Below are 25,784 nucleotides of genomic sequence, written 5' to 3'. Positions count from 1 at the left end.
GGGTCAGTCGACGGGGGTGTAGTTGTACAGGGACGGCACGGCCATGCCCGACTGGGGTTCCACGGCAACGGTGCCGTCGGTGACGTGCAGGTACCGCATCCGGTAGAAGGGCACGAACCAGGCCTGTTCGACCAGGTGCCGGTTGAGTTCCCGGGCGGCCTCGTCGCCCTCTCCCGCGGGCGCGTTCTGGAGTTCGGCGGTCAGCTCCTGCACTGTCTCGTCGGTGTTGCCGCGGTGGTTGAAGGTGCCGGGCAGCACGAGTTCGGCGACGGTGATCCAGTCCTCGGCGGGCTGGGCGTTGTTCATGACCATGCCGGGGAAGGCCTGGTCGACGAAGATCCGCGACAGCGCGTTGCCCTGTTCGAGGTCCTCCCAGGCCAGGTCGATGCCGACGGCGTCCAGGTCGGTCCTGATGCTGGCGGCCATGGCGTCGGGGACGATGGCGGCGATCCGGGGCAGGGTGAGGGAGAAGCCTTCGGCGTACCCGGCCTCCTCCAGCAGTTCCCGAGCCCGGTCCGGGTCGTAGGGGTAGCGGGAGTCGAGTGCGGGGTCGTAGGCGGCCGTCTCGGTGCCGAAGACCTGGTCGGTGATCTCGCCCTGCCCGCCGCGCAGCTGTTCGAGCATGGTCTCGCGGTCCAGGGCGTGGGCGATGGCCTGGCGCACCTTCGGCTCGGCCAGCTCCGGGACCAGTGCGCCGTCCCGGTCGAAGAGGATGATCCCCTGGTAGTCGATGCTCTGCGGGACGGTCTCCAGGGCCGCGTCGCCGCTCACGACCTGCTGCTGGTCGGCGGTCTGGACGAGGGCTGCGTTGATCTGGCCGGTGCGCAGCCCGTTGACGATGGCGGTCTCGTTGTCGAAGTACCCGATCGAGATCTCGTCGTAGGGCGGTTCCTCGCCCCAGTAGCCGTCGGCACGGGTGAAGACCCACGTGGTGCCGACGGCGGTCCGGCCGGTGTCCAGCTCGTAGGGGCCGGTCCCGTCCGGGTCCGTGCCCAGGCCCTCCTCCTCGAACGCGGCCGGGTTGGCCATCAGGCCGGCGGCGTCGCTGAGGTAGAAGAGCATCGCCGGGTTGGGCTGGGACAGGTGCAGGACGACGTGGGTCGCGTCGACCACCTCGACCTCCTCCAGGGAGGCCATGGTCGCCGCCTGGCCGCCCCCGGCGTCGCGGAACCGCTCCAGGTTGGCCTTGACCGCCTCGCCGTCGAACGGGGTGCCGTCGTCGAAGGCGACGTCCTCGCGCAGGGTCAGGCTCAGCTCGGTGAGTGTGTCGTCGTAGGACCACCCGGTCGCCAGCATCGGCGTGTAGGAGCCGTCCGGCTCACGCTTGACCAGCGTGTCGTAGACCGCTTGGTAGTAGGGCAGCGCCGACCCCATCGCCTCGGCCGGGTCGAGGCTCTGCGGGAACGTCATCGTCGCGATGGACAGGGTCGGGGAGCCGGAGTCGCCCCCTTCCGCGGCGCAGCCGGTCAGCAGGAGCGTCGCCGCGCCGACGGCGGCGGCTGTGGTGAGGCCGGTCTTCCTCTGCATGTGTCTCTCCGTGGGGGAGGTCCGGGGCGGGGCACCCGAAGGTCGTATAGGAGACGTGAATCACAAATTAACCACGTGGTAGGTTTTGTGACGCACACCGTACACCACTCGGGAGCGGGCCAGGAAGGGCCTTCGAGCAGCGGGAACACGGGCGCCGGAGCCATAACCTCTTAGCCATCGCACATCCGCCCCGCACAAAGGGCCGGGAACACCGCATCGCAAGGAGAAGCCCGTTGACCGGACACGAGCCCGAACGACCGCGTATGACCAAGGGGGAGCGCACCCGGCGGCGGATCGTCGAAGCCGCCTTCGAGCTCTTCTCCCGCTCGGGCTACCGGGCGGTGTCGCTGCGCGACATCGCCGCCCACGCCGGACTCACCCACGCGGGGGTCCTGCACCACTTCCCCAGCAAGGAGGCCACCCTCATCGATGTCCTGACCAGGCGCGACCAGGCCGACGCACACCTGGTGCTCGACCCCGGCCTGTCCGCCGACGAGCTGGTCGACAACCTCGTCGACATCGTCGAGCGCAACACCCGGACCCCGGGCCTGGTCTCCCTCTACACCAAGCTCTCCGCCGAGGCGACCGACCCCGACCATCCGGCGAACCCCTACTTCACCCGCCGGTACGAGGTCCTGCGCGAGCACCTGACCGCGGCGTTCTCCGTCCTGCTCGCGGACCGTCCCGGCGTCTCCCCCGAGACCGCCGCCGCCCAGCTCCTCGCCCTCCAGGACGGGCTCCAGGTCCAGTGGCTGCTGGCCCCCGAGGTCGTCGACATGCGCGCCTCGGTCCTGGAGTACCTCCGGCTCCTGGACGTCGTCACGGAGAGCGGCGACACCTGACCCCACCCGAAAGGCCGCAATGAACACCTCCCCTCCCCCGAGCCTCTCCGCCAAGGCGTCGGCCACCTCCGGTTCCGGCACCTGGCACACCACCGCGATCGACGGCGTCCTGCGCTCCCTGCACCTGTCCGACGGCCCGCACGGCCTGCGCGTGCAGCCCGAGAAGGGCGACCACCTCGGCATCGGGCACAGCCTCCCGGCCACCTGCTTCCCGCCCGCCGTCGCCCTGGGCGCCACCTGGAACCCCTCCCTGGTGCACCGGGTCGGCGCGGCCCTGGGCACGGAGGCCTCCGCCGCGGGCGTGGACGTCGTCCTGGGCCCGGGCATGAACATCAAGCGGTCCCCGCTGTGCGGCCGCAACTTCGAGTACCTCTCGGAGGACCCGCACGTGACCGCCCGGATCGCCGCCGCGCTGGTGGAGGGGCTGCAGTCGCAGGGGGTCGGCGCGTGCGTCAAGCACTTCGCCGCCAACAACCAGGAGACCGACCGGATGCGGGTGAGCGCCGAGGTGGACGAGCGCACCCTGCGCGAGATCTACCTCCCCGCCTTCGAGGAGGTCATCCGGACCACCGAGCCCGCCATGGTGATGTGCTCCTACAACCGGGTCAACGGGGTGCACGCCAGCCGGGACCCGTGGCTGCTCACCGACCTGCTGCGCGGGGAGTGGGGGTACGAGGGCGCCGTGGTCTCCGACTGGGGCGCGGTCGTGGACCGGGTGGACTCGGTGCGCGCCGGCCTGGACCTGGAGATGCCGCCCAGCGGCACGGACGCCGAGATCGTCGCGGCCGTCGAACGCGGCGACCTGGACGAGTCCGTCCTGGACACGGTCGTGGAGCGGCTGCGCCGCCTCCAGGAGCGCGTGTCCGCCGACACCTCCCGCTCCCCCGGGCACGAGGCGCACGACGCCCTGGCCCGGGAGGCGGCGCGCGAGGCGCTGGTACTGCTCAAGAACGAGCGCGGTGCGCTGCCGCTGGACCGGGAGCGCCCGGTGGCGGTCATCGGCGAGTTCGCCCGCTCGCCGCGCTACCAGGGCGGCGGCTCCTCCCACGTGGTGCCCACCCGGGTGCACTCGGCACTGGACGCGCTGAACGCGGCCATGCCCGGCCGGGTGTCCTTCGCCCCCGGCTTCAGGCTGGACGGCTCCGCCGCCCCCGACCTCGTCGAGGAGGCGGTGGCGGCGGCCCGGGAGGCCGGGACGGCCGTGCTGTTCCTGGGCCTGCCCGACGCCGCCGAGTCCGAGGGCTACGACCGCGAGCACATCGACCTGCCCGCAGACCAGACCGCCCTGCTGGCGCGGGTCCGCGAGGCGGCCGAGCGCGTGGTGGTCGTACTGTCCAACGGCGGCGTGGTGGCGACCTCCCCCTGGGAGGACGACGCCGACGCGGTCCTGGAGGGGTGGCTGCTGGGCCAGGCCGGCGGCGCCGCCACGGCCGACGTCCTGACCGGTGCGGTCTCCCCCTCCGGGCGGCTCACCGAGACCATCCCGCTGAGGCTCTCCGACCACGGTTCGTACCTGCACTTCCCCGGCGGGCAGGGAACCTGCTCCTACGGCGAGGGCGTGTACGTCGGGTACCGGTACTTCGACACCCTGGACCGGCCCGTCGCCCACCCCTTCGGGCACGGCCTCACCTACACCGAGTTCGCCTACTCCGACCTGGAGGTCACCGCGACCGGTGAGAACTCCTGGACGGTGGCGTTCACCGTCGCAAACACCGGGGCCCGGGCCGCGGCCGAGGTCGCCCAGCTCTACACCGGGGCGGTCCAGGACCGCCCGGACCGGCCCCGCCGCGAGCTGCGCGGGTTCGCCAAGGTGTTCCTGGAGCCCGGGGAGGCCGAGCGGGTCGAGCTGGCGCTGTCCGGTCGCGACCTGAGCACCTGGGACGCCGAACACCACCGCTGGTCTCTGGCCGCCGGCACGTACACGGTCGAGGTCGGCGCGTCCTCGCGCGACATCCGCCTCACCGGAGAGGTCGAGAGCCCCGGCGACCGCTTCCTGCCGCCGCTGACCGGCCGCTCCACCATCGCCGAGTGGCGGGCGCACCCGATCGCCGGCCCGGTCGTCTCCGAACTCATGGGCGGTGTCCCCGAGCTCCAGGAGATCCCCGAGGAGCTGCTGCGGATGGCCGCCCAGGTCCCGCTCATCACCCTGCGCACCTTCGGGGTGGGGATCACCGCCGATGTCGTCGACCTGCTGGTCGCCGACATCGAGGGCAGGCGAAGGGCCGCGATCGAACGCGGCGAGTACACGGGCTGACGGGCCGGGAGGAGAGACCGATGACGACGACCCCCGAGGGTTTCCTGTGGGGTGCGGCGACCGCGCCGCACCAGGTCGAGGGCGGCAACGTCGCCAGCGACATCTGGGCGCTGGAGCACGCGCCCGGCTCGCCCCTGAAGGAGCTCAGCGGCGACGCCTGCGATTCCTACCACCGGTGGCGCGAGGACCTGGACATCGTGCGCGACCTGGGCCTGAACACCTACCGCTTCGGTGTGGAGTGGTCCCGGATCGAGCCCGCGCCCGGCGAGTTCTCCGCGGCCGCGCTCGCCCACTACCGGCGGATGGTCGAGGGCTGCCTGGAGCGGGGGCTGACCCCCGTGGTGACCCTGCACCACTTCACGTCGCCGCTGTGGTTCTCCGCCCGGGGCGGGTGGACCGGGCCGCAGGGCGTCGACCTGTTCCGGCGGTACGTGCGGCAGGTGCTGCCGATCCTGGACGGTGTGTCGTGGGTGTGCACGGTCAACGAGCCGAACATGGTCGCGATGGTCTCCGGGCTACGCCGCCCCTCCGAGGACCGGGAGGAACGCCGCGAGCTGGTGGCCGGGGCGATGCCCCCGCCGGACGTGGGGGTCTCCCGGGCCCTGGTCGCCGCCCACCGCGCCGCCCGAGAGGAGCTGTCGGCGCTGCCGGGGCTGCGCAGCGGGTGGACGGTGGCCAACCAGAACTTCCAGGCGGTCGACGGGGCAGAGGACCTGGCGCGGGAGTGGGCGTACTCGCGCGAGGACCTCTTCCTGGACGCGGCGCGCGAGGACGACTTCGTCGGCGTGCAGGCCTACACCCGGGTGGTCATCGGCCCCGAGGGCCCCGTGGAACCGGCACCGGACGTCCGCCGCACCCTCACCGGGTGGGAGTTCCACCCGGCGGCGCTGGAGGGTGCGATCCGGCACACCGCCGAGCGCACCGGCGGGATCCCGATCCTGGTCACGGAGAACGGCATCGCCACCTCCTCCGACGAGGAGCGGATCGAGTACACCCGGGGCGCGCTGGCCGGGCTGGGCAGGGCCCTGGCCGACGGCGTGGACGTGCGCGGCTACCTGCACTGGTCACTGCTGGACAACTACGAGTGGGGTTCCTGGAAGCCCACGTTCGGCCTGGTGGCAGTGGACCGGCAGACCTTCGCGCGCACGGTCAAGCCGAGCGCGCGGTGGTACGGGGAGCTGGCCCGCAGGGGTGAACTCCCGGCCTGAGAACCGGCCTGAGAACCGGTCCGGGGCCGGGTCCGGCGTCCGGGCCGGGCGGAGCGCCCCGCGGCGTCCCGCCCGGCCCGGCCCCTCCCCGGGCACGATGGCGGACTACCGTTGAGGTGCCCGTTCCCCACCGCCGGAAGGTCGCCGCGTGTCCGCGTCCGAGAAGTTCCAGAGCCTGTTCGTGGCCGCGGCCGCCCTGCTGGGGCTGGGCCTGGGGCTGCTGCTCCCGGTCGCGGAGGCGGCGGGACACCTGGTGCTGCCCGCGCTGATGCTCATGCTCGCCGCGGTGTTCGTCCAGGTGGACGCCGCCCAGGTGGCCGAGGTCCGGTCGGCCCGAAAGGTCGTCGCGGCGAGTCTGGTGCTGAACTTCGCGGTGACCCCGCTGCTGGCCTGGGGGCTGGGCGCGGGCCTGCTGGGAGGAGCCCCGGACCTGCGGATCGGCCTGTTGCTGCTGCTGGTGACCCCCTGCACCGACTGGTACCTGGTGTTCACCCGCCTGGGCCGCGGGCACATGGGGGCGGCCGCGGCGCTGCTGCCGGTGAACCTGGTGCTCCAGCTGCTGCTGTTGCCGGTGTACGTGGTGCTGCTGGGTGGCGAGGCCGCCATGGTGGACACCGGAACGCTGGTGGAGTCGGTGCTGCTGGTGCTGGTGGTACCGCTGGCGGTGGCGGTGCTCGCCCGGTGGGCGACGGCCCGTTTCCAGGGCGCGGACCGGCGGGACCGGGTGCTGGTGGGCCGGGCCGCGGCGGCGGTGCTGCCGCTGCTGTACCTGGCGGTGGCGGCCATGTTCGCCGGACAGGCCCGCACGGTGCTCGCGCACGCGGGCGGGCTGGCGGCGCTGGTGCCGCCGCTGGTGCTCTTCTTCGTCGCGGCTCCGCTGCTGGCGCTGGGCACGGCCCGGCTGCTGGGGCTGCCCGCCGACCAGCGGGTCACGCTCACCATGACCTCGGTGGCGCGCAACTCCCCGATCGCCCTGGCGATCGCCGTGGCGGCCTTCCCCGACCGGCCGCTCATCGCGGTCGCCCTGGTGGCCGGGCCGCTGCTGGAGCTGCCGGTGCTGGCCCTGCTCACCCGGCTGGTCCGGGTCCGCGAGAACGATCCGGCCCTCCGCTGACACACCGCCCGGGGGCGTTCAGGAGTGGTGGGAAGCACCGCCCCGCCGCGCCCACCGGCGGCCGACGCCGCCACGACCGCGGCCGGTATCACGGTCCGTGATGAACGGAGTCCCGATGTCACGCTGCGTGGACGAGGGCGGCGCAGGCGGGTACGGGTCGTGAGCGAATGTCAGGTGAACCTTGAGTTTCACCCGTGAGGTTCGCCTGCGATGCGCCTCTCAGCGAAGGTTCCTGTGACCCGCCGCACACGAACCTTCCGAGGAGGAGCCATGCCGAGTTTCGGACGCGCCGCCGTCGGCGAGGGCGCCGACCAGGCGCCGGCCCCGCGCAGGAAGCCCATCCACCGCCGGCTGTACTTCTGGGTGCTCGTCGGCATCACGCTCGGCATCGCCGTCGGCCTGGCCTTCCCGGCCTGGGCCGCCGAGATGCGGTGGCTCGCCGACCTGTTCATCAAGCTCGTCAAGGTCGTCATCGCCCCGACCATCTTCTGCACCGTCGTCGTCGGCATCGCCGGTCTGGGCGACCTCGCCAGGGCGGGCGGGCTGGCCCTGCGGACCCTGCTCTACTTCACGGCGACGACCGTCCTCGCCCTGGCCATCGGCCTGGTCACCGTCAACATCATGCGGCCCGGCGTGGGCCTGAACGTGTCGTTCGACGAGTCCGACGCGGCCGACACCATCGCCAAGGCGGAGGAGAGCGGCGAGGGATTCTCCGGCTTCGTCCTCCACACGATCCCCGATTCGTTCTTCTCGGCGTTCGTCGACGGCCAGCTCATCCAGGTGCTCGTCCTGGCCATCCTGGTGGCCTGCGCGCTGACGATGCTCGGCAGGCGGGGCGAGGCCGCGGTCCGCGCCCTGGACACGATGTCGCACATCATGTTCGGCGTCATCAGGATCGTCATGTACGCCGCTCCCGTCGGCGCCTTCGGCGGTATGGCCTTCACCATCGGCGAGTACGGCGGCCAGGTGCTGTCCAGCCTGGCCTACTTCATGCTCGGCTTCTACGTCACCTGCGTGCTGTTCATCGTGGTGGTCCTGGGCGTCATCAGCCGGCTGGCGGGGTTCAGCCTGTTCAGGCTGCTGCGCCTGATCCGCGACGAACTGCTGATCGTCCTGGGCACCTCCTCCAGCGAGTCCGTGCTCCCGCGCATGCTGACCAAGCTGGAGGCGGCGGGCGTCAGGAAGTCGGTGGTGGGCCTGACCATCCCGACCGGGTACTCGTTCAACCTGGACGGCACGGCGATCTACATGACCATGGGCGCGATCTTCATCGCGCAGGCCACCGGCTCGGACGTGTCGGTGTGGACCCAGATCGGCCTGCTGCTGTTCATGCTCCTGTCCAGCAAGGGCGCGGCGGGCGTCAGCGGCGCCGGACTGGTGACCCTGGCCGCCTCCCTGGCCGCGTTCGGCGACGTCATCCCGCTGGCCGGCATCGCACTCATCGTCGGCATCGACCGGTTCATGTCCGAGGCCCGCGCCCTGACCAACCTCACCGGAAACGCGGTGGGCACCCTGGTCATCGCCCGCTGGACCGGAGGCCTGGACCGCGACCGGCTGAAGTACGTGCTCGGTGACCCGAACGCCATCGACATGGACGCCCTCATGAGCCCGGACCGCGAGGACCCCGGGAAGAAGGACGAGGCCCCCGCCCCGGGCACCGAGGGCGCCGGAGCCGAGGTCACCGCCGCGGCGACCGCCTCCGAGGCCCCGGCGACCGACGGTGACGCGGACCCGGACGGGGACCGCTCCCCGGTGGGCTCCCCCTCCTGAGCCAAGCGCGGTCCGGCTCACTCCCGGCTCACGGACCGCGCCCGGTGCGCGCACGATTCCCTTGCACTCCCGCTGCCGCACCGGTTCCCCGACCGCCCCGTACCGGCCTCTCCAGGGCCGGTGCGGGGCGGTCCGCGTTCTTCGGCGGCCGGCCTCAGCAGCCGGCCAGCTGGGCGCTGAGGGCGCCCCGCCGTCCGGCCAGCTCCTCGATGCGGGAGTCCAGGGCGGCCACCTCCGCCCGGATGGTCGCCACCAGGTCGGGGCACAGTTCCAGCTCGACGGGGTCGGCCTCGGGGTCGCGGACGCACGGCAGCACCGAGGCGATGGTCTCCGTGGTCAGGCCCAGGGCGAGCAGGGCGCGGACGGCGCGCACCGTGCGGACCGCGTCGGGGGCGTAGGTGCGGTACCCGTTGGCGGCGCGGTCGGAATCCAGCAGGCCCTGCTCCTCGTAGTAGCGCAGCAGCCTGCGGCTCACCCCGGTCCGCTCCGACAGCTCCCCGATCAGCACGGGACGACTCCTTCCCCTTGACCTTCACACCGGTGTCACGGCCTACCGTCGCCGCATGATCGAACGTTACGCACGAACCGTCAAGGGTTCCGGTCCGGGGCTGCTGCTCGCGCACGGCGGCGGGGGCGGGATCGAACCGAACTTCGGCCCGCTGCTCGCGGACCTGGCCCGCACCCACACCGTGGTCGCCCCGGACCTGCCGGGGTCGGGGGCCACCCCGCGCGCCACCGGGCCGCTGGACCTGGACGCGGTGGCCGACGCCCTGGTGGCCGCCGCCGTGGAGGAGGGAGTCGAGCGCTTCACGGTCCTGGGCTACTCCCTGGGCACCGCCGTGGCGGTGCGCGCCGCCGCCCGCCACCCCGAGCGCGTGACGGGGCTGGTCCTCACCGCCGGGTTCGCCCGGATCGACAACCGGACGCGGTTGAACGTGGACGTGTGGCGCGCCCTGCTGGCCGGGGACGACCCGCGGACCCTGGCCCGCTTCATGGTCTCCGTCGCCTACGGCGCCCCGGCCCTGGAGGCGCTGTCCCCGGAGGAGCTGGAGGAGGTGGTGCGCGCCGTGGCCGGCTCCGTCCCCCCGGGCACCCCCGAGCACGTGGACCTGGTGGCGGCCGCGGACACCCGCGCCGACCTGCCGGAGATCAGGGTGCCCACGCTGGTGGTGGCCGCGGCACTGGACAGGCTGGTCTCCCCGGAACTGTCCCGCGAGCTGGCCGCGGGCATCCCCGGCGCGGAACCGGTGGAGCTCGCCTCCGGCCACCTGGTCGCCGCCGAGGCACCGCAGGAGTGGGCGAAGGAGATCCGCGGCTTCCTCGACCGGCACCCCGTCTAGAAGCGCCGTTCCGGACCGTCGGGGATGCGGTCGGGTCCGAACTCCAGGGCCGTGTCCCGGCCCGGGGCGTCGGAGAAGGCCGCGAGCGCCTCGGGACGGCTCCCGCCGTGCTCGGCGGACCGGCCATCGCCCGCACCATCGCCGGCTCGCCCCTTCTCCCCGCCCTCCGGACCCGCTCCGGGGGCGGGGGCTGCTGTGCGCCCCCGGACGTGCCCGGCGGTGGGGTCCACCGCGTCCGACCGCTCGGCGCCGGGCGGCGCCGCCCGGCGCCGTTCCGGTCGGCGGCACGAGGGCGGCCCCGGGCCGGTCGGGCCCGTTCCCGTCGGGGCCCGCCACCCGGACGCCGACTGCGGTGCGCGTGCTCCGGCCGCTGCGCGCGGCCCCGATGTGCTCCGCCGACGACTTCTCTCCCGTGCCGGGACCGCGCGAACACCCCGTCCCGCTCACCGCCGGCGGATGAGGCGGGTCGACACGGGAACCGGTGGAGTACCGGTGCGTCGGAGCGGGTAACGGATGACCGTCCGGACACGGCGTCCGGTCCCTCCTCGTCCCCCTGGGAGACCCCGTGAAGTTGTACGCCGACCGCCCGGTCCGCGCCCTGTTCCAGCTCGCGTCCGACACCCTGGCCGTGCTGTGGGTCTACCTCTGGGTCAGGGCCGCGCTCGAACTGCGCGACACCATCGGCGCCCTGGACCGGCCCGGCGAGCTCATGGCCGCCACCGGCCGGGGGTTCAGCGAGCACATGGACAGCGCCGCCGAACAGGCCGCCCGGGTGCCCCTGGCCGGGGAGGCCCTGGCCGTCCCCTTCACGAGCATGAGCGAGACCGGCACCTCCCTGACCTCGGCGGGCGACTCCTTCCGGGAAACGGTCGCCTCACTGGCCACCACCCTGCCCCTGATGCTGGCGGCGGTACCGGTACTGCTGGTCGCCGTCACCTGGCTGCCCGCCCGGGCGCGGTGGATCGCGCGGGCCACCTCGGTGCGCCGGGCCGGGAAGCTGTCGCCGCAGGCCCGGTCCCGCCTGCTGGCGCTGCGCGCCCTCACCGGCGTGGCCCCCGCCCGGCTGGCCGCGGTCCACCCCGACCCCGCCGAAGCCTGGCGCTCCGGGGACTCCGCGGCCCTGGACCGGCTGGCCGCCCTGGAGCTGCGCCGCATGGGCCTGAAGGCCCGGTGACGCGCGGCCCCGCCCGGACGGGCCGCGACCGAGAGCAGCGGTGACCGCAGCCGTGCGGTCGTCCACGCCGGGCTCGTCGAGGACGCGCGCCGTGCGGGTCTCGGAGTCCTGACGGCGGCCTCGCCGGTGAACGGGTCCCGGGGCCCGGGCACCGGCCCCGGATGGCCCGTTCCGGCCACGCGGAACGGGGCGGATGTCGGTACCGGTGCCTAGCCTGGGGGGAAGCCGACCCCCTGGGAGCCGCACATGCACCTTTCCGCCCTGCTCGACTTCGACGCCGTCCCCCTGGACACCGGGGACGCCGTGGCCGTGCTGATCGACATCACCGCGCCCGAGCGCGCGAAGGACACCCGACGTCCCAAGGCCACCCTCCAGATCGTCCTGGACACCAGCGGCTCCATGCACGGCGGCCGCCTGGACGGTGCGGTGAAGGCCCTGCAGGGACTGATCGACCGGCTCGACCCCTCCGACGACTTCGGGCTGGTCACGTTCGACACCCAGGCCCGGGTGGTGGTGCCCTGCGGACCTCTGGCCGACAAGGCGGCGGCCCGCAGGACCGTCGGGGCGCTGCGCGCGGGCGGCGGCACCGACCTGTCCAGCGGCCTGCTGCGCGGTATCCAGGAGGCGCGCCGGGCGGGCGGTGAGCGGGGGGCGACCCTGCTGCTCGTCTCCGACGGGCACGCCAACAACGGCGTCACCGACCACGACCTGCTGCGGCAGGTGGCCGCCGACGCCTACGGCCACAAGGTCACGGTGGCCACTCTCGGCTACGGTCTGGGCTACGACGAGGCCCTGCTGGGCGCGGTGTCCGAGGGCGGTACGGGCAGCGCCCTGTTCGCCGAGGACCCCGACACGGCCGGCGGGCTGATCGCCCGGGAGGCGGAGTACCTGCTGGCCAAGAGCGCGCAGGCGGTGTCGCTGCGGATCCCGGCGGGCGAGCACGTGCGCTCGGTGGACGTGGTCGGCGAGATGCCCTCGCACCGGCTGCCGGACGGTTCGGTGATGGTGGAACTGGGCGACTTCCACTCCGGCGAGGAGCGCAGGCTGCTGCTGCGGCTGGAGGTGCCGGGGGTTCCGTCGCTGGGGACGGTCACCCTGACCACGCTGGAGGCCACCTATGTGGACCCGGAGACCCTGACCACCTACACCGCGACGCTCCCGATCAGTGTGAACGTGGTGCCGGGAGACGAGGCCTCCGGCCGGGTGCCGCGCCCGGAGGTGCGCACCGAGGAGGCGCTGCAGCGGGCGCAGACCGCCAAGAAGCGGGCGAGCGAGGCGCTGCGGCGGGGCGACCGGGGCGAGGCGGCCCGGCTGCTGGACGAGGCCGGGCGGAGCCTGGAGGACCTGGGGGGACCGGACGCTCCGGACTTCCTCGACGGCCCGCAGGCCCCGGGCGGGCGGCCGGGCGCCGCGCCCGGAGCGCCGCCGCCCCCGGCGGCCGCCCAGGCCATGGAGCTGCGGGACATGGCGCGGATGGCCCGGGAGGACGACCTGTCGCGGGCCGCCAAGATGACCTACGCCAGCCAGTCCGGGTACACCCGCCAGCGCGGCCGCTACGAGCAGGGACAGGACCGGGTGCGGCGGACACCGCCGCCGCAGGACCCGCCCCCGCCGCCGGCCCCGCAGCCGCAGGCCCCGCCCCCGCCCCCGCCGCCGGCCCCGCAGCCGCAGGCCCCGCCCCCTCCGGGCGGGGACCCGCGGGCGCAGCGGCCGGGGCGGATCGGCGGCCAGGACCCCGACCGGCGGCTCTCCTCTCCCGACTCCCCCGGCGAACAGGACGGCCGGGACGGCACCGAGCAGTCCTGACCGGGGCCGTCACGGCACCTGGTAGAAGGAGTCCTTCACGTCGGTGACGGCCATGTGCCCCGGAGCGTGCCCGATGGCGAACTCCGGGGCCGAAGCCGTCACCGCCGCCTGCGGGGTCACCCCGCAGGCCCAGAACACCGGGATCTCCCCCTCCCGGACCTGCACCGGGTCCCCGTAGTCGGGCCGGGACAGGTCGGCGATGCCCAGCGCCGCCGGGTCGCCCACGTGCACCGGCGCCCCGTGGACGGCCGGGTAGCGGGAGGTGATGCGCACGGCGTCGGCCACCCGGTCCGCCGGGACCGGCCGCATGGACACCACCAGCGGTCCCCGGAACCTCCCGGCCGGGCGGCACTCCCGGTTCGTGCGGTACATCGCGACGTTGGTCCCGGCCTCGATGTGGCGCACGGGGATCCCCGCCTCCAGCAGCGGCGCCTCGAACGTGAAGCTGCACCCGATGAGGAACGCCACCAGGTCGTCCCGCCACAGGTCGGTGACGTCGGTGCGCTCCTCGACCGGTTCGCCGTGCCGGTACACGCGGTAGGCGGGCAGGTCGGTGCGCAGGTCCCCGGCGAACACCGACGCCGACACCCGTCCCGGCTCGGTCACGTCCAGTACCGGGCACGGCTTGGGGTTGCGCTGGGCGAACAGCAGGAAGTCGAAGGCCGCCTCGCGCGGCAGGGCGATGAGGTTGGCCTGCGCGTATCCCGGGCTGAACCCCGAGGTGGGCGTGCGCAGCCCGGAGCGGAACAGCGCGCGGGCCTGCCGAGGGGACAGCTCTGCCGGGTTCATCGGGCCTCTCCTTCTAGAGCGTGAAGCGGATCGCGGTCCCGGGCCGGGCCTGGGCCGCCCGGGGCAGGTCGGCGGTGCGGACCACCGCGATCACCGGGTAGCCGCCGGTCACCGGGTGGTCGGCCAGGAAGAGCACGGGTTCGCCGTCGGGCGGCACCTGCAGCGAACCGGGCACCATGCCCTCGCTGGGCAGCTCGCCGCCGCGGGACCGCTCCAGGGCCGGCCCGGCCAGCCGGGCCCCCACCCGGTCACTGCGCGGGGTGACCTCGAAGGCGGAGGTGAACAGGGTCTCGAGGGCGCCGTCGGCGAACCAGTCCTCGCGCGGGCCCGGTACGACGCGCAGGGTCGTCTCCGGGCCGCCGACCGGCGGGACCGGGGCCAGGTCGAGGTTCGGGAAGCCGGTGGGCGGCGGGCCGACCGGCAGCACGGCGCCGGGGGCGGGCAGGTCGGGGCCGAGCCCGGCCAGCACGTCGGTGCTGCGCGACCCCAGGACCGGGGGCACGTCCAGGCCCCCGCGCACGGCCAGGTAGGTGCGCAGGCCGCGGGCCGGGGCGCCCATGGCCAGTTCGGCGCCGTCGGACAGGTGCAGGACGGTGTTCACGGCGGCCCCGCGGCCGTCCACCCGGAGCGGGACCCCGGCCCCAGTGACGGCGACCGTGAGGGGTCCGCGGGCGCGTACCCGCAGACCGCCCAGGGTGGCCTCCAGGGCGGCCGCCCCGGCCGGGTTGGCGAGCATGCGGTTGGCCAGGGCGTAGGAGGCGGCGTCGGCGGCGCCGGAGCGGCCCACGCCCAGGGCGGCGTGGCCGGGCCGTCCGGCGTCCTGGACCGTGGCCATCGGCCCGGTCGCCAGGATCTCCAGGGCGCTCACGGCACCTCCTCGAAGCGGACGCGCACACCCGGGCGCAGCAGGCCGGGCGGGTCGCGGTCCAGGTCCCAGACCTTCTCCTCGGTGCGGCCGAGCAGCTGCCAGCCGCCGGGGGAGCTGCGCGGGTAGACGCCGGTGAACTCCCCGGCCAAGGCGACCGAACCGGCCGGGACCCGGGTGCGCGACTCGGCGCGCCGCGGCACGTGCAGGCGGTCGTCGCCGCAGACGAGGTAGCCGAACCCGGGGGCGAAACCGCAGAAGGCGACGGTCCAGGTGGCGGCGGTGTGCGCCGCGACCACCCCGCGCGGGGTGAGGCCGGTCAGCCGGGCGACGTCGGCGAGGTCCTCGCCGTCGTAGACCACCGGGACGACCACGGTCTCCCCCACGGCCCTCTCCCCCGCCGGGGCGAGGGGGACCGCACGGACCGCGGCGGCGACCGCGGCGGGGTCGGCCCCGGGAGCGAGCCGCAGGAGCACGGTCCGGGCGGCCGGGACGACGTCGGTGACGCCTTCGGGGCGAGCGGCCTCCAGGGCGGCGCCCAGGGCCATCACCTCGTCCAGGTCGGCGACCTCCACCAGCACGCCGCTGTCGGCGCAGGTCAGTACGCGCAAGGATCCTCCTTCGGGCCGGGGGGCGGCCCCGGGGCGGTCAGCGGGTGAACGGCGCCAGGGTGACGCCCTCGGTGCGCAGCCGCTCGGCGACGGCGCGGGCGATGGCGACCGCTCCGGGGCTGTCGCCGTGGACGCACAGGGAGTCGGCCTCGATGAGGATCTCACTCCCGTCGACCGCGGTGACCGGTTCGCGGCGGGCGATGCGCAGGCAGCGCTCGGCGATCTCGCCGGGGTCGTGCAGGACCGCGCCGGGCTCGCGGCGGGAGACCAGGGTGCCCCCGGGGGTGTAGGCGCGGTCGGCGAACGCCTCCCGGTGGACGGGCAGTCCGGCCTCCTCGGCCAGCCGCAGGAACCGCGAGCCGGGCAGCCCGAGCACGGGCATGCCGGGGTCGAAGGCGCGGACGGCCTCGACCACGGCGGCGGCCTGCTCCTCGTGGTGGACGATCGTGTTGTAGAGGGCTCCGTGCGGTTTGACGTAGCGGATGCGGTCGCCCGCCAGGCGGGTGAAGGACGACAGCGCGCCCATCTGGTACAGGACGTCGGCGGTCAGCTCGGCGGGCGGGACGTCGATGAAGCGGCGCCCGAAGCCGGCCAGGTCCCGGTAGCCGACGTGGGCGCCGACCGCCACGCTCCGGGCGGCGGCGTCCGCGGCGGTGCGGCGCATCACGGAGGGGTCGCCCGCGTGGAACCCGCAGGCGACGTTGGCGCTGGTGACGATCGACAGCAGGTCCCGGTCGTCGCCGAGCTCCCAGCGGCCGAAGCCCTCGCCGAGGTCGGAGTTGAGGTCGATGCGCGACATCGGTGCTCCTCGCTTCTCGTTTCTTGGAAGGGATACCCGCCCCGGTGCGCCGGGCGGCGCCGGGGCGGGGGCCGCTACTGCCAGAGCGCGGCGATGCCGCCGAGGGAGTTGACGGCCATGTAGGCGGTGAGCGCCCAGGCCAGGACCCCGATGACGATCAGTCCCACGGGGTACCTGTAGCCGCCGAGCAGGTCTCGGGAGCGGCGGGCCGCGACCCAGAGCATGATGCCCAGGCCGACCGGCAGGATGACGCCGTTGAGGGCGCCCGCCAGCACCAGGAGCGTGGTCGGGGCCTGGCCGGACGCCAGCAGGATGGCCAGGGAGACCCCGATGAAGGCGGTGACCAGCAGGCCCCGCCGCTTCTCCAGCACGGGGTGGAAGGTGGAGACGAAGGAGATGGAGGTGTAGGAGGCGCCGATCACGGAGCTGACGGCGGCCGCCCACATGATCACGCCGAACAGGCGCATGCCCGCCTCCCCGGCGGCCTGGAGGAACGCCTCGGCCGAGGGGTTGTCGGAGCCGAGGATCTCGGCGCCGCCGGAGACCACCCCGAGGATGGCGAGGAAGAGCAGCACGCGCATGACGCCGGTGACGATGATCCCGAGCACGGAGGTGCGGGAGATCGAGGCGATGTTCTCGGGGCCGCCCCGGCCGGCCTCGATGAGGCGGTGGACCCCGGCGTAGGTGATGTAGCCGCCGACGGTGCCGCCGATGATGGTGACCGTGGCGAGGAAGACGTCCGTGCCCAGCTGCTCGGGCAGGACGGCCTGGCGCAGGGCGTCGCCGACCGGGGGCCGCGAGATGACCGCGACGTAGAGGGTGAGGGCGATCATCGCGACGCCGAGGACGACCAGGACCCGGTCCAGGGCGGCACCCAGCCTCTTGGCTCCCAGGATGACCACCGCCAGGACCGCGGAGACGACGGCGCCGGTCCTCGGGTCGACTCCGGCCAGGGCGTTCAGGCCGAGTCCGGTGCCGGCGAGGTTGCCGACGTTGAAGACCAGGCCGCCGAAGACGATGAGTGCGGCGAGCAGGTAGCCCGCGCCGGGGACGACCTTGTTGGCCAGGTCCTGGGCGCGCATGTTCGCGACGCCGACGACCCGCCAGATGTTCAGCTGGACGGCGATGTCCACGAGGATCGAGACGAGGATCGCGAAGGCGAACGTGGCGCCGAGCTGCGCCGTGAACTGGGTGGTCTGGGTGATGAAGCCGGGGCCGATGGCGCTGGTGGCCATGAGGAACATCGCGCCGAGCAGGGTGCTGCCCATTGCGACCCGGCCGAGGCGGGGGCGCACCTTCGGGGGTGCGGGGGGTGTGTCGCCCATGGGGTCTCTCCTGGGTGAGGGGCGGAGGCGGGGCGTGACGCGGACCACTCCACGCCTCGTTGGATTGTTGAACAATACTTCAATCCAACGATGACGGTAAAGAGGGCTCCGGAAAAGAACCCAGGTCAGCGATGCGCCGCGGGATTCGCGCCGGACGAGCGTTCATAGGATCATCCAATGAACGGGTTCCTCCGGACGGGCCCCACCGGCCCCCCTCCCCATCGGCCACAATGGGAGGGCATCGACCCTTCTCCGGTGAGGAGCCCCTGTGACGGCCACGGACGACCGCGTCGGCAGGCCCGCCCGACGGCTGCTGCCGCTGCCCAGCCAGGCCGAGCGGGTCGCCAGGCTCCTGCGCGAGGCCGTCATCGACGGCGACCACCCGCCCGGCGGCCGCCTCTCCGAGGAGCGGCTGTGCGAGGAGCTCGGCGTCTCCCGCAACACCCTGCGCGAGGCGTTCCGGCTGCTCGTCCGCGAACGGCTGGTGGTCCACCAGATGCACCGCGGCGTGTTCGTCACGCTCCCCACGGCGGAGGACGTCCGCGACCTCTTCCAGGCCCGGCGCTCCCTGGAGCTGCCCGCCGTGCAGCGCGCCGCCGACCCCGCGCCCGAGGCGCTGGAGGCGGTGGGGCGGGCCGTCGAGGAGGGGGAGGCGGCCCGCGCCTCCGGCGACTGGTGGGGGGTGGGCACCGCCAACATGCACTTCCACCAGGCGCTGGCCGGGCTGGCGGGCAGTGCGCGCATCGACGAGTTCATGAGCCGGATCCTGGCCGAGACCCGGCTGGTCTTCCACGTGATGGACGCGCCGCGCGAGTTCCACGCCCCCTACCTGGACTGGAACCGGCGCATCCACACCCTGCTCGCGGCGGGGGACCGCACGGCCGCGGCCGCCGAGCTGGAGACGTACCTGGACACCTCGGAGGAGCAGCTGCTCACCGCCTTCCTCGCCCGCGAGACCGGCGACCCGGCCTGACCGACCGATCTGCGCGGCTCTGACCTTGGTGTTCTCCACCGCTCGGCGCGAGGCGGAGGAAAAGCCCCGTGACACAGGTCCCGAAATGCCATGATGGGCGCGCAATGGAACTGAACGGACGCCCCGCCACCACCGGGGAGCTCGCCTCCCTCGCCCTCCACGGCTACGGCCACTTCACCACGATGCTCGTCACCGGCCTGCGCGTGCGCGGCCTGGACCTGCACATGGAACGGCTGAGCCGGGACTGCCGGACGCTGTTCGGCACCGAACTGGACATCTCCCGAGTACGCGAGCTGGCGCGCCGCAGCGCCCGGGCCCACCCCTCCCCCGCGGTCATCCGGGTGACGGTCTTCGACCCCGGTCTGGACCTGGGCAGGCCCGCCGGGCGCAGTCTGCCGCAGATCCTCATCACCACGCGCCCGGCTCCAGCGCCCGACCGGCTGCCGCCCCCGCTGCGGCTGGGCGTGCGCCTGTACACCCGGGACACCCCCGGGGTGAAGGGCACCGGCCTGTTCGGGGCCGTCCACCAGCGGCGGGCCGCCCAGCTGGACGGTCACGACGACGCCCTGTTCAGCGGGGTGGACGGCCGGGTGTCGGAGGGACCCACCTGGAACATCTGCTTCCTGGACGGCGGCGGCCTGGTGTGGCCGCAGGCACCGGCGCTGCCCGGGGTGACCGCCCGGCTGGTGAGCGGCCTGGCCGAGGAGATGGGCGTACCGGTGTCCACCCGGCCGCTGTCCGCGGCGGCCGCCCTCCGGACCGCCGGGGCGTTCGTGACCAACGCGGTCACCGGGGTGCGCCCGGTGAGCGCCATCGACGGGACGCGGCTGCCGCTGGCCTCGCTCACCAACAAGCTGGCCGCCACCTACCGGGACCTGCCCGGCGACCCCCTGTGAACCGCCGTCAGCCCCCGGCGCGGCGGGCCCGGCCCGGCCACCAGGTGCGCGGGCCCGTGTCCAGCGCCAGCGCGGGGACCAGCACGGTGCGCACGAGCAGTGCGTCCACCAGCACTCCGAACGCCACCAGGAAGGCCAGCTGGAGCAGGAACAGCAGGGGGATCACGGCGAGCGCCGCGAAGGTGGCGGCCAGCACCACCCCGGCGGAGGTGATGACGCCGCCGGTGACGGTGAGCGCCCGCAGCACACCGTCGCGGTGCCCGTGGGCCAGGGTCTCCTCCCGGGCGCGCGACATGAGGAAGATGCTGTAGTCGATCCCCAGTGCCACCAGGAAGACGAACGCGAACAGCGGCACCACCGGATCGGCCCCGGGCAGGTCCAGGACGTGGTCGAAGACCAGGGTCCCCACGCCCAGCGCCGCGGCGAACGAGAGCACGTTGGCGGCCATGAGCATGAGCGGGGCGACCAGGGCCCGCAGCAGGACGACGAGCACCAGCAGGACCACGGCCAGGACCAGGGGCACCACGACGAGGAAGTCGCGCTGGGCCGTCTCCAGGGTGTCCAGGTCGGTGGCGGTGACGCCGCCGACCAGCGCGTCGGCCTGCGGCGCGTCCTCGGCCAGGCGTTCGCGCAGGCCCCGGACGGCGTCCACGGCCTCGGGCGACTCCGGGCCCACGGTGAGGACCGCCTCGACCAGGACGCGGCCGTCCTCGGTCAGCGGCGGGAGGTCCGCCCCCGGGGGCCCGGGCTCGGTGACGGGGGCGGCGCTGTCGACGGCCGGGGAGGACTCGGCCGCGGCGACGACGGCGTCGAGGTGGTCGGCGTCGGCGACCACCAGGGCGGGCGCGGCGGCCGCGTCGGTGCCGAAGCCCCGGTCCAGCACCTCCTGGGCGGTGACCGCCTCCACCTCGGTGCGGAACACCTCGGCCTGGCCGGTGCCCCGGGCGTCGAAGGCGGGGGCGAACACGGCCGCCGCGGCGAGCAGGGCGGTGGTGGCGATCCACAGGGCGCGCGGACGGCGGGCGACGGCCCGGGCGATCCGCCCCCACAGCGGGTGGGCGGCCATGACCCGGTCGGTGTCGCCGCCGGTCTCGGCGGTGGGCCGGTGCGGGGCGGTCGGCCAGAACGCGGCCCGGCCGGCGAGGGCGAGCGCGGCGGGCAGGAAGGTCATCGCCGAGAGCACGGCCGCGCCGACGCCGACGGCCACGACCGGACCGAGGCTGCGGGTGGAGGCCAGGTCCGCCGCGAGCAGGCAGAGCAGCCCCAGGACGACGGTCCCGGCGGAGGCGAGCACCGGCCCGGTGACACCGCGCAGGGCCGCCAGGACCGCGCGGGGGACCCGCTCGTGCAGGGCCAGCTCCTCGCGGTAGCGGGCGACGAGCAGCAGGGCGTAGTCGGTGCAGGCGCCGACGACCAGGATGAACAGGATGCCCTGGCTCTGGCCGTTGAGGTCGACCAGGCCGGTGTCGGCGGCCAGGTACACCAGGGCCCCGGACAGGCCCAGGGCCAGCAGGGAGGCCAGGATGACGAGGATCGGCAGCAGCGGGGAGCGGTAGACCGCCACGAGGATGACCAGCACGGCCGTGACCGCGACGAGGAGCAGGGTGGAGTCGATCCCGCCGAAGGCCGCGGCGAGGTCGGCGGCGTAGCCGGCCGGCCCGGTGACCTGGGGGGTCAGCTCGCCGACCGGTTCCTCGGCCAGGATCTCGCGCAGCTCCTCGACCGCGTCGGAGGTCTTCTCGTCGGAGTCGATCGGCACGACCAGCTGGGCGACGGAGGGGTCCTCGGTGCCGGGGACGGGTCCGATGACGTCGCCGGACACCCAGGGCCGGGTCGCGACCTCCTCGCCGACGGCGGCGATGTCCGCCAGCTCCCCCTCGGTGATCTCCTCCTCGCCGGACCACAGGGCGACGGCGGGCACCGCGTCCTCGCGGTCGAAGTCCTCGGCGATCCGGGCGACCTCCGTGGACTCCGCCCCCACCGGCAGGAACGCGGACCGGTCGTTGGTCTGCACCTCGCCGAGCTTTCCGAGGAAGGCTCCCAGCGGCCCTCCGCCCAGCGTCCAGACGAGGACGACGAGCAGCGCGGCTCCGACCCACCAGCGCGACCGGCGTTCCGGCCGCCTCTCCTCGTTCACCGGTGTTCCCCTCCACCGCGGACAAAAGCCACGGAAACCAAGCATCTCGCTTTTCGAGACTTCTTGGGCGCGACTCTACACCCTTCCGGGGATGCCCGCCCCGGTGCCCCGCGCACCGCGCCCCGCGCCGGGTACGGCGCGGGGCGCGGCGGGGCGGGTCTCTCACACGGCGGCGGGCTCGCGCGCCTCGCTCTCCGCGGTGCGGGCCATGTTCCGCGACATCGAGCCGAACACCACACCGTGGAAGGGCGTCACCGCGGCCCAGTACAGCTGCCCCAGCAGGCCCCGGGGGCGGAACAGCGCCCGCTGGCGCAGGCGTGTGCGGCCCGCTCCCCCCTCCCCGGGCTCCAGGGTGAACTCCAGCCAGGCCGGGCCCGGCAGCCGCATCTCGGCGCGCAGCCGGAGCAGGCTCCCCGGCACGACCTCCTCCACCCGCCAGAAGTCCAGGGAGTCTCCGACACGCAGGCGCCCCGGGTCGCGGCGTCCCCGGCGCAGGCCGACTCCTCCCACGGCCAGGTCGATCCATCCGCGCGCCGCCCAGGCCAGCGGCCACGAGTACCAGCCGCGGGCCCCGCCGATCCCCTCGACGACCCGCCAGACCGCCTCGGGCGGCGCGTCCACCTCCCGCGTCCGGTCGTCGGTGTACAGGCTGCCGCCCGCCCAGTCCGGATCGGTGGGCAGCGGGTCGGACGGGGCGCCCGCCCAGGCCGCCGACGTCCACCGGGTGTCCACCCTCGCCTCGGCCGTCCGGCACAGGGCCAGCCGCACCGCCCGGTCGAACCCGATGCGCCCGTGGTCGCCGAGCAGGTCCGAGAGGTCGTCCTCACCGCACACGGCGTCGTGGCGCAGCGACTCCACCAGCGGTCGTGCGATGGCGGGCGGCACCGGGGTGACCAGGCCGACCCACAGGCTCGACAGCCCCGGGGACAGCACCGGCAGCGGCAGGATCAGCCGCGGGCCCAGGTCCGCCGCGCGCGCGAACCGCCGGATCATGTCCGCGTAGGTGAGCACGTCGGGGCCGCCGACGTCGAAGGTGCGGTTCGACCCGGACGGCAGGTCCGCGGCCTCCACCAAGAGCCGCAGCACGTCGCGCACGGCGATCGGCTGCACCCGGCTGCGCACCCAGCGCGGCGTGGTCATCACCGGCAGGCGCTCGGTGAGGTAGCGCAGCATCTCGAAGGACGCCGAGCCGGAGCCGATGATCACGGCGGCCCGCAGCACGGCGGCGGGCACCGGCCCCTCCAGCAGGATGCGGCCCACCTCCGTGCGGGAGGCCATGTGCGCGGACAGGTCCTCGCCCTCGGGCGCCAGGCCCCCCAGGTAGACGATCCGTGCCGTCCCGGCCGCGGCGGCCGCGGCGGCGAAGTTGCGCGCCCCCCGGGCGTCGGTACCGGAGAAGTCCCGGCTTCCCGACATGGAGTGGACGAGGTAGTAGGCGACCTCGACGCCCTCCGCCGCCTCGTCCAGCCCCTCCCCCGAGACCACGTCGCCGCGGACCACCTCGACGCTCCCGCGCCAGGGGTGGTCTCGCAGCTTGCCGGGATCGCGGGCCAGGCATCGGACGTCGAAACCGGCGTCGAGGAGCTGCGGGACCAGTCGGCCCCCGATGTACCCGGTGGCCCCGGTGACCAGGGCCCGGCGCCCGCTCACCGGACCGCCCCGGCCGGCGTCCCGGCCCCCTGTCCGCGCCGCCGCTCCCGGTGGCGCCGGTACGGGTTGTCCTCGGGCAGGCCGCCGGTGAAGCGGCCGTACATGCCGACGGTGAGCATCAGGATGCCGACCACGAAGCTGAAGATGACGTTGGGCATCGAGAAGGCCAGGATGTTGAAGTCGGTGCTCATGAGGTAGAGGTTGACCAGTCCGCTCGCGACGAAACCGACGCCCACCAGGGTCGACACCGTCGAGGCGAAGGTTCCGCCCACCACGGCCGCGCCGACCAGCAGCGAGCCGACGGCCACCGAGACGAACCCCAGGGCCCCGTTTGTGGAGAGGCCCGCGACGACCTCGCCGCGGGTGTCGAACAGCGGCAGCCGCACGAACAGGCTCGTGGCGCCGAAGCCCACCAGGACGAGTCCGATGAACGCCGTTCCGAGGCGGTGGACGACCTCCAGGCGGCGGTCGGCGGAATGCGCGGTGTCCAGGTCCATGATGCCCTCCGTTTCGCGTCCTTGCAGCTAGAGTCGGTGGCCAGGACGAGCACGACAACTCGCACCGCTTTCGCAACGGTTGGAACGCCATGTCGGAAACCCTGACTCCCGGCGCGACCGCCCGCATGCTGGGGGTGTCCCCGTCGACCCTGCGCAGCTGGGACCACCGGTACGGGATAGGCCCGCGTGAGCGCAGCCCCGGCGGTCACCGCCGCTACACGCCCGAGGACGTGCGACGGCTGCGCGAGCTGTGCCGCCTGGTGGGCGAGGGGCTGGCCCCGGCCGTCGCGGCCGAACGGGTGCGGGGCGCGGGCGGACCCGCCGCCCCGGCCGTGCCCGCACCGCGGACCGGGCACGGCTCCGGGCCGCGGCCGGGCGGGGACACCCTCCCGGTCGGGCGGGCGCCCCGCCTCCAGGGGGTGGCCCGGGCGGCGATGCGGATGGACTCCGACCTCGTGGAGGCCCTGGTCGAACGCGCGCTGCGGGAGGAGGGCGTGGTCGCCGCCTGGGAGGGCCTGGCCATGCCGCTGCTGTACGGGATGGGCCGCAAGTGGGACGGCACCCGCCGCTACGTGGAGGTGGAGCACCTGCTGTCGTGGTGCGTCTCCTCCGCCCTGCGCCGGGTCCCCCCGCCGGAGGGGCCGCGCCGGCAGGACCAGCGGCCCGTGCTCCTGGCCTGCGGCCCCCAAGAGATGCACAGCCTGCCGGTGGAGGCGCTGGCCGCCGCACTGCGCGAGCGCGGCCTGTCGCACCGCGTGCTGGGCGCCTGCACGCCGGCGGACGCCGCGGAACGTGCGGTGCGCCGGACCGCCCCCCGGGCCGTGGTGCTCTGGTCCCACGTCGGCGGGCCCGGCGACCTGGCGGCGCTGCGCGGGGCGGTGCGCGCCGCCGCGGCCTCGCCGCAGGCCGTCCGGGTGTACACGGCCGGGGGCGGGTGGCGCTCGCTCACCGCACGGGCCGGGGGCGGCCACCTGGGGTCGCTGTCGGAGGCGGTGCGGAACCTCGACCCGGGGTGAGGGCGGTGCGGGCCGAATACCACAGGTGGTCCAGCGCGGTCAGGGACATGGGGCCGACCGGGGTGCGCAGCCCCAGCGCCAGCTCCCTGGGCAGCCGGGTCCCGCCGTCGAGGAAGGCCAGCACGTCGCCGAGCCGTCCGGGGGCGAGCAGGCGGGTGAAGAACTCCGCCCCCCTCACCCTGCCGGTGGCCAGCGCCCGCAGGAGGATCGCGTCCATGGCCAGGTGGCGGCGGCGGTGCGGGACCGGCGGCACCGGTTCCCTCCCCCGTTCCAGGGCGGCGGCCACGGCCGCGGTCTGGCGCAGCACCCCGCTGAACGTGTACCCCGTCGAGGGGCGGGTGGCCCCGCCCGCCGTGCCGATCCGGAAGACCCTCCGCCCGGCGCGGGTGGGCAGGGGCGCGTCGGTCATGGGGATGACCCCCTGCTCTGCGGCGGTGACCTCGAACCCCGCCAGGCCCAGGCGGGAGCAGTGGTCGGCCAGGCGGAGGTCGTACTCGGCGGTGGTGAGCGGCTCGGGGCCGAACTCGGTGTACTCCACCAGGGCCTCGCGCGCCGACAGCGGGAGCACGTACGCGAAGGCCACCGCGTTCTCCGGCTGGGGCGGCCGGAAGTCCATCAGCACCGCCGCCTCCGGGTCGAAGGCGTCGTCGGGGGTGCGCACGAACCAGCCCCGGAAGTGCTGGAGCAGCAGGGTGCGGCCGGCCGGGAGGGGCCGGGGCGGACGGGAGTCGAACACCCAGCGGGCGGTGAGGCGGGCGGGGGAGCCGTCGGGCAGCACCCCCGCCACGGTGGCGCGGTCGGCGCCGTCGCGGACCTCCTCCACCAGCAGCGGCACCGGCTCGACACGGTCCCCGAAGCCGGCCCTGACGTGCGAGTCCAGGTCGGAGGAGCGCAGCATCTTGTAGACGAAGGGGGCGGCGGGAGCGGTGTGCCCGGTGCCGTCGGGCCCCACGACGGTCAGCCGCCGCCAGCGGGCGGCCAGCAGGGGGTCCCACTCGCCGCCCTCCGGCTCCCAGAAGCACCAGGTGCGCGGGGGCGGGGTGTGCGGGCCCGGCGGGGGCTCCAGCAGGGCGACACGCAACGGGCTCCCGTCGGGGTGGTTGACCCGTCCGAGCCGGTGGGCCAGGGTGAGCCCTGCGGCTCCCCCGCCGACGATCACCGCGTCATGGTCGTTCATGTCCCCCACTCTGC

At 74.5% G+C, this 25,784-nt stretch carries 22 protein-coding genes; 11 read left to right on the top strand and 11 right to left on the bottom strand.

Going from position 1 to position 25,784, the window contains the following annotated elements; translation table 11 throughout:
• Window positions 1–3: 3 nt before the first annotated feature.
• Window positions 4–1,527, bottom strand: coding sequence for an ABC transporter substrate-binding protein (locus ACSUPR_RS22690; RefSeq protein ID WP_436886737.1), 1,524 nt, complete (start codon window positions 1,525–1,527; stop codon window positions 4–6).
• Window positions 1,528–1,760: 233 nt separating this feature from the next.
• Between ACSUPR_RS22690 and ACSUPR_RS22685 the strand changes: the two genes are divergently transcribed.
• The 5 genes from ACSUPR_RS22685 (at window position 1,761) to dctA (ending at window position 8,715) form a co-directional block, all read left to right on the top strand.
• Window positions 1,761–2,369 (top strand): TetR/AcrR family transcriptional regulator, encoded by a 609-nt coding sequence (locus tag ACSUPR_RS22685; protein ID WP_436886736.1) that lies wholly within the window; start codon window positions 1,761–1,763, stop codon window positions 2,367–2,369.
• A 19-nt stretch (window positions 2,370–2,388) separates the two neighbouring features.
• Entirely contained in the window at window positions 2,389–4,623 is a 2,235-nt protein-coding gene (locus tag ACSUPR_RS22680; RefSeq protein WP_436886735.1) for a glycoside hydrolase family 3 C-terminal domain-containing protein, read from the top strand.
• Window positions 4,624–4,643: 20 nt separating this feature from the next.
• On the top strand, window positions 4,644–5,831 hold the full coding sequence (locus ACSUPR_RS22675; RefSeq protein WP_436886734.1) for a glycoside hydrolase family 1 protein: 1,188 nt from the start codon (window positions 4,644–4,646) through the stop codon (window positions 5,829–5,831).
• 148 nt (window positions 5,832–5,979) lie between these two features.
• A complete protein-coding gene (locus ACSUPR_RS22670) occupies window positions 5,980–6,945 on the top strand; it encodes an arsenic resistance protein (protein ID WP_436886733.1) in 966 nt (321 codons plus the stop codon).
• Window positions 6,946–7,215: 270 nt separating this feature from the next.
• Window positions 7,216–8,715 (top strand): C4-dicarboxylate transporter DctA, encoded by a 1,500-nt coding sequence (gene dctA, locus ACSUPR_RS22665; protein ID WP_436886732.1) that lies wholly within the window; start codon window positions 7,216–7,218, stop codon window positions 8,713–8,715.
• 154 nt (window positions 8,716–8,869) lie between these two features.
• On the opposite strand, the gene ACSUPR_RS22660 is transcribed toward dctA, so the two are convergent.
• On the bottom strand, window positions 8,870–9,223 hold the full coding sequence (locus ACSUPR_RS22660) for a MerR family transcriptional regulator (protein ID WP_436886731.1): 354 nt from the start codon (window positions 9,221–9,223) through the stop codon (window positions 8,870–8,872).
• 55 nt (window positions 9,224–9,278) lie between these two features.
• On the opposite strand from ACSUPR_RS22660, the gene ACSUPR_RS22655 reads away from it, so the two are divergent.
• From ACSUPR_RS22655 to ACSUPR_RS22645, 3 genes are all read left to right on the top strand, one after another.
• Entirely contained in the window at window positions 9,279–10,055 is a 777-nt protein-coding gene (locus tag ACSUPR_RS22655; protein WP_436886730.1) for an alpha/beta fold hydrolase, read from the top strand.
• A gap of 565 nt (window positions 10,056–10,620) precedes the next feature.
• Window positions 10,621–11,229, top strand: a complete 609-nt coding sequence (locus ACSUPR_RS22650) for a hypothetical protein (protein WP_436886729.1) — start codon at window positions 10,621–10,623, stop codon at window positions 11,227–11,229.
• A gap of 246 nt (window positions 11,230–11,475) precedes the next feature.
• Complete coding sequence (locus ACSUPR_RS22645) at window positions 11,476–13,035, top strand: vWA domain-containing protein (protein WP_436886727.1); 1,560 nt, start codon at window positions 11,476–11,478, stop codon at window positions 13,033–13,035.
• Between the two features lie 9 nt (window positions 13,036–13,044).
• On the opposite strand, the gene ACSUPR_RS22640 is transcribed toward ACSUPR_RS22645, so the two are convergent.
• The 5 genes from ACSUPR_RS22640 to ACSUPR_RS22620 all read right to left on the bottom strand — a co-directional run bounded on the left by ACSUPR_RS22640 (window position 13,045) and on the right by ACSUPR_RS22620 (window position 17,424).
• Window positions 13,045–13,824: a putative hydro-lyase gene (locus ACSUPR_RS22640; RefSeq protein WP_436886726.1), complete on the bottom strand. Its 780-nt coding sequence runs from the start codon at window positions 13,822–13,824 to the stop codon at window positions 13,045–13,047.
• Window positions 13,825–13,837: 13 nt separating this feature from the next.
• Window positions 13,838–14,692 carry a biotin-dependent carboxyltransferase family protein gene (locus ACSUPR_RS22635; RefSeq protein WP_436886725.1) on the bottom strand — a complete coding sequence of 285 codons (855 nt, stop codon included), beginning with the start codon at window positions 14,690–14,692 and terminating at the stop codon, window positions 13,838–13,840.
• The gene (locus tag ACSUPR_RS22630; protein ID WP_436886723.1) at window positions 14,689–15,300 is read right to left on the bottom strand and encodes a 5-oxoprolinase subunit B family protein; all 612 of its coding nucleotides are present in this window, start codon (window positions 15,298–15,300) and stop codon (window positions 14,689–14,691) included. Before ACSUPR_RS22630 ends, ACSUPR_RS22635 begins: the two co-directional genes overlap by 4 nt.
• 37 nt (window positions 15,301–15,337) lie before the next feature.
• Complete coding sequence (locus ACSUPR_RS22625; RefSeq protein ID WP_436886722.1) at window positions 15,338–16,099, bottom strand: LamB/YcsF family protein; 762 nt, start codon at window positions 16,097–16,099, stop codon at window positions 15,338–15,340.
• A 74-nt stretch (window positions 16,100–16,173) separates the two neighbouring features.
• The gene (locus ACSUPR_RS22620) at window positions 16,174–17,424 is read right to left on the bottom strand and encodes an NRAMP family divalent metal transporter (RefSeq protein WP_436886721.1); all 1,251 of its coding nucleotides are present in this window, start codon (window positions 17,422–17,424) and stop codon (window positions 16,174–16,176) included.
• A 268-nt stretch (window positions 17,425–17,692) separates the two neighbouring features.
• Between ACSUPR_RS22620 and ACSUPR_RS22615 the strand changes: the two genes are divergently transcribed.
• Both ACSUPR_RS22615 and ACSUPR_RS22610 read left to right on the top strand, forming a co-directional pair.
• The gene (locus tag ACSUPR_RS22615; RefSeq protein ID WP_436886720.1) at window positions 17,693–18,397 is read left to right on the top strand and encodes a GntR family transcriptional regulator; all 705 of its coding nucleotides are present in this window, start codon (window positions 17,693–17,695) and stop codon (window positions 18,395–18,397) included.
• Between the two features lie 104 nt (window positions 18,398–18,501).
• Window positions 18,502–19,293 carry an aminotransferase class IV family protein gene (locus ACSUPR_RS22610; protein ID WP_436886719.1) on the top strand — a complete coding sequence of 264 codons (792 nt, stop codon included), beginning with the start codon at window positions 18,502–18,504 and terminating at the stop codon, window positions 19,291–19,293.
• Between the two features lie 7 nt (window positions 19,294–19,300).
• On the opposite strand, the gene ACSUPR_RS22605 is transcribed toward ACSUPR_RS22610, so the two are convergent.
• From ACSUPR_RS22605 to ACSUPR_RS22595, 3 genes are all read right to left on the bottom strand, one after another.
• Window positions 19,301–21,475 carry an MMPL family transporter gene (locus ACSUPR_RS22605; protein WP_436886718.1) on the bottom strand — a complete coding sequence of 725 codons (2,175 nt, stop codon included), beginning with the start codon at window positions 21,473–21,475 and terminating at the stop codon, window positions 19,301–19,303.
• A 117-nt stretch (window positions 21,476–21,592) separates the two neighbouring features.
• A complete protein-coding gene (locus tag ACSUPR_RS22600; protein WP_436886717.1) occupies window positions 21,593–23,080 on the bottom strand; it encodes an SDR family oxidoreductase in 1,488 nt (495 codons plus the stop codon).
• Entirely contained in the window at window positions 23,077–23,577 is a 501-nt protein-coding gene (locus ACSUPR_RS22595) for a DUF4383 domain-containing protein (RefSeq protein WP_436886716.1), read from the bottom strand. The genes ACSUPR_RS22600 and ACSUPR_RS22595 overlap by 4 nt, the downstream gene beginning before the upstream one ends.
• 89 nt (window positions 23,578–23,666) lie before the next feature.
• Here ACSUPR_RS22595 and ACSUPR_RS22590 point away from each other — a divergent pair, with 89 nt between their 5' ends.
• Window positions 23,667–24,593, top strand: a complete 927-nt coding sequence (locus tag ACSUPR_RS22590) for a MerR family transcriptional regulator (protein WP_436886715.1) — start codon at window positions 23,667–23,669, stop codon at window positions 24,591–24,593.
• On the opposite strand, the gene ACSUPR_RS22585 is transcribed toward ACSUPR_RS22590, so the two are convergent.
• On the bottom strand, window positions 24,523–25,770 hold the full coding sequence (locus tag ACSUPR_RS22585; RefSeq protein ID WP_436886714.1) for a lycopene cyclase family protein: 1,248 nt from the start codon (window positions 25,768–25,770) through the stop codon (window positions 24,523–24,525). The two genes, ACSUPR_RS22590 and ACSUPR_RS22585, sit on opposite strands and share 71 nt — an antisense overlap.
• Window positions 25,771–25,784: the final 14 nt, after the last annotated feature.

The organism is Nocardiopsis dassonvillei (assembly GCF_964273065.1).
GTDB lineage: Bacteria > Actinomycetota > Actinomycetes > Streptosporangiales > Streptosporangiaceae > Nocardiopsis > Nocardiopsis dassonvillei_B.
Note: the sequence above shows the minus strand (reverse complement) of the source record. Positions and strands in the feature narration are given on the sequence as shown.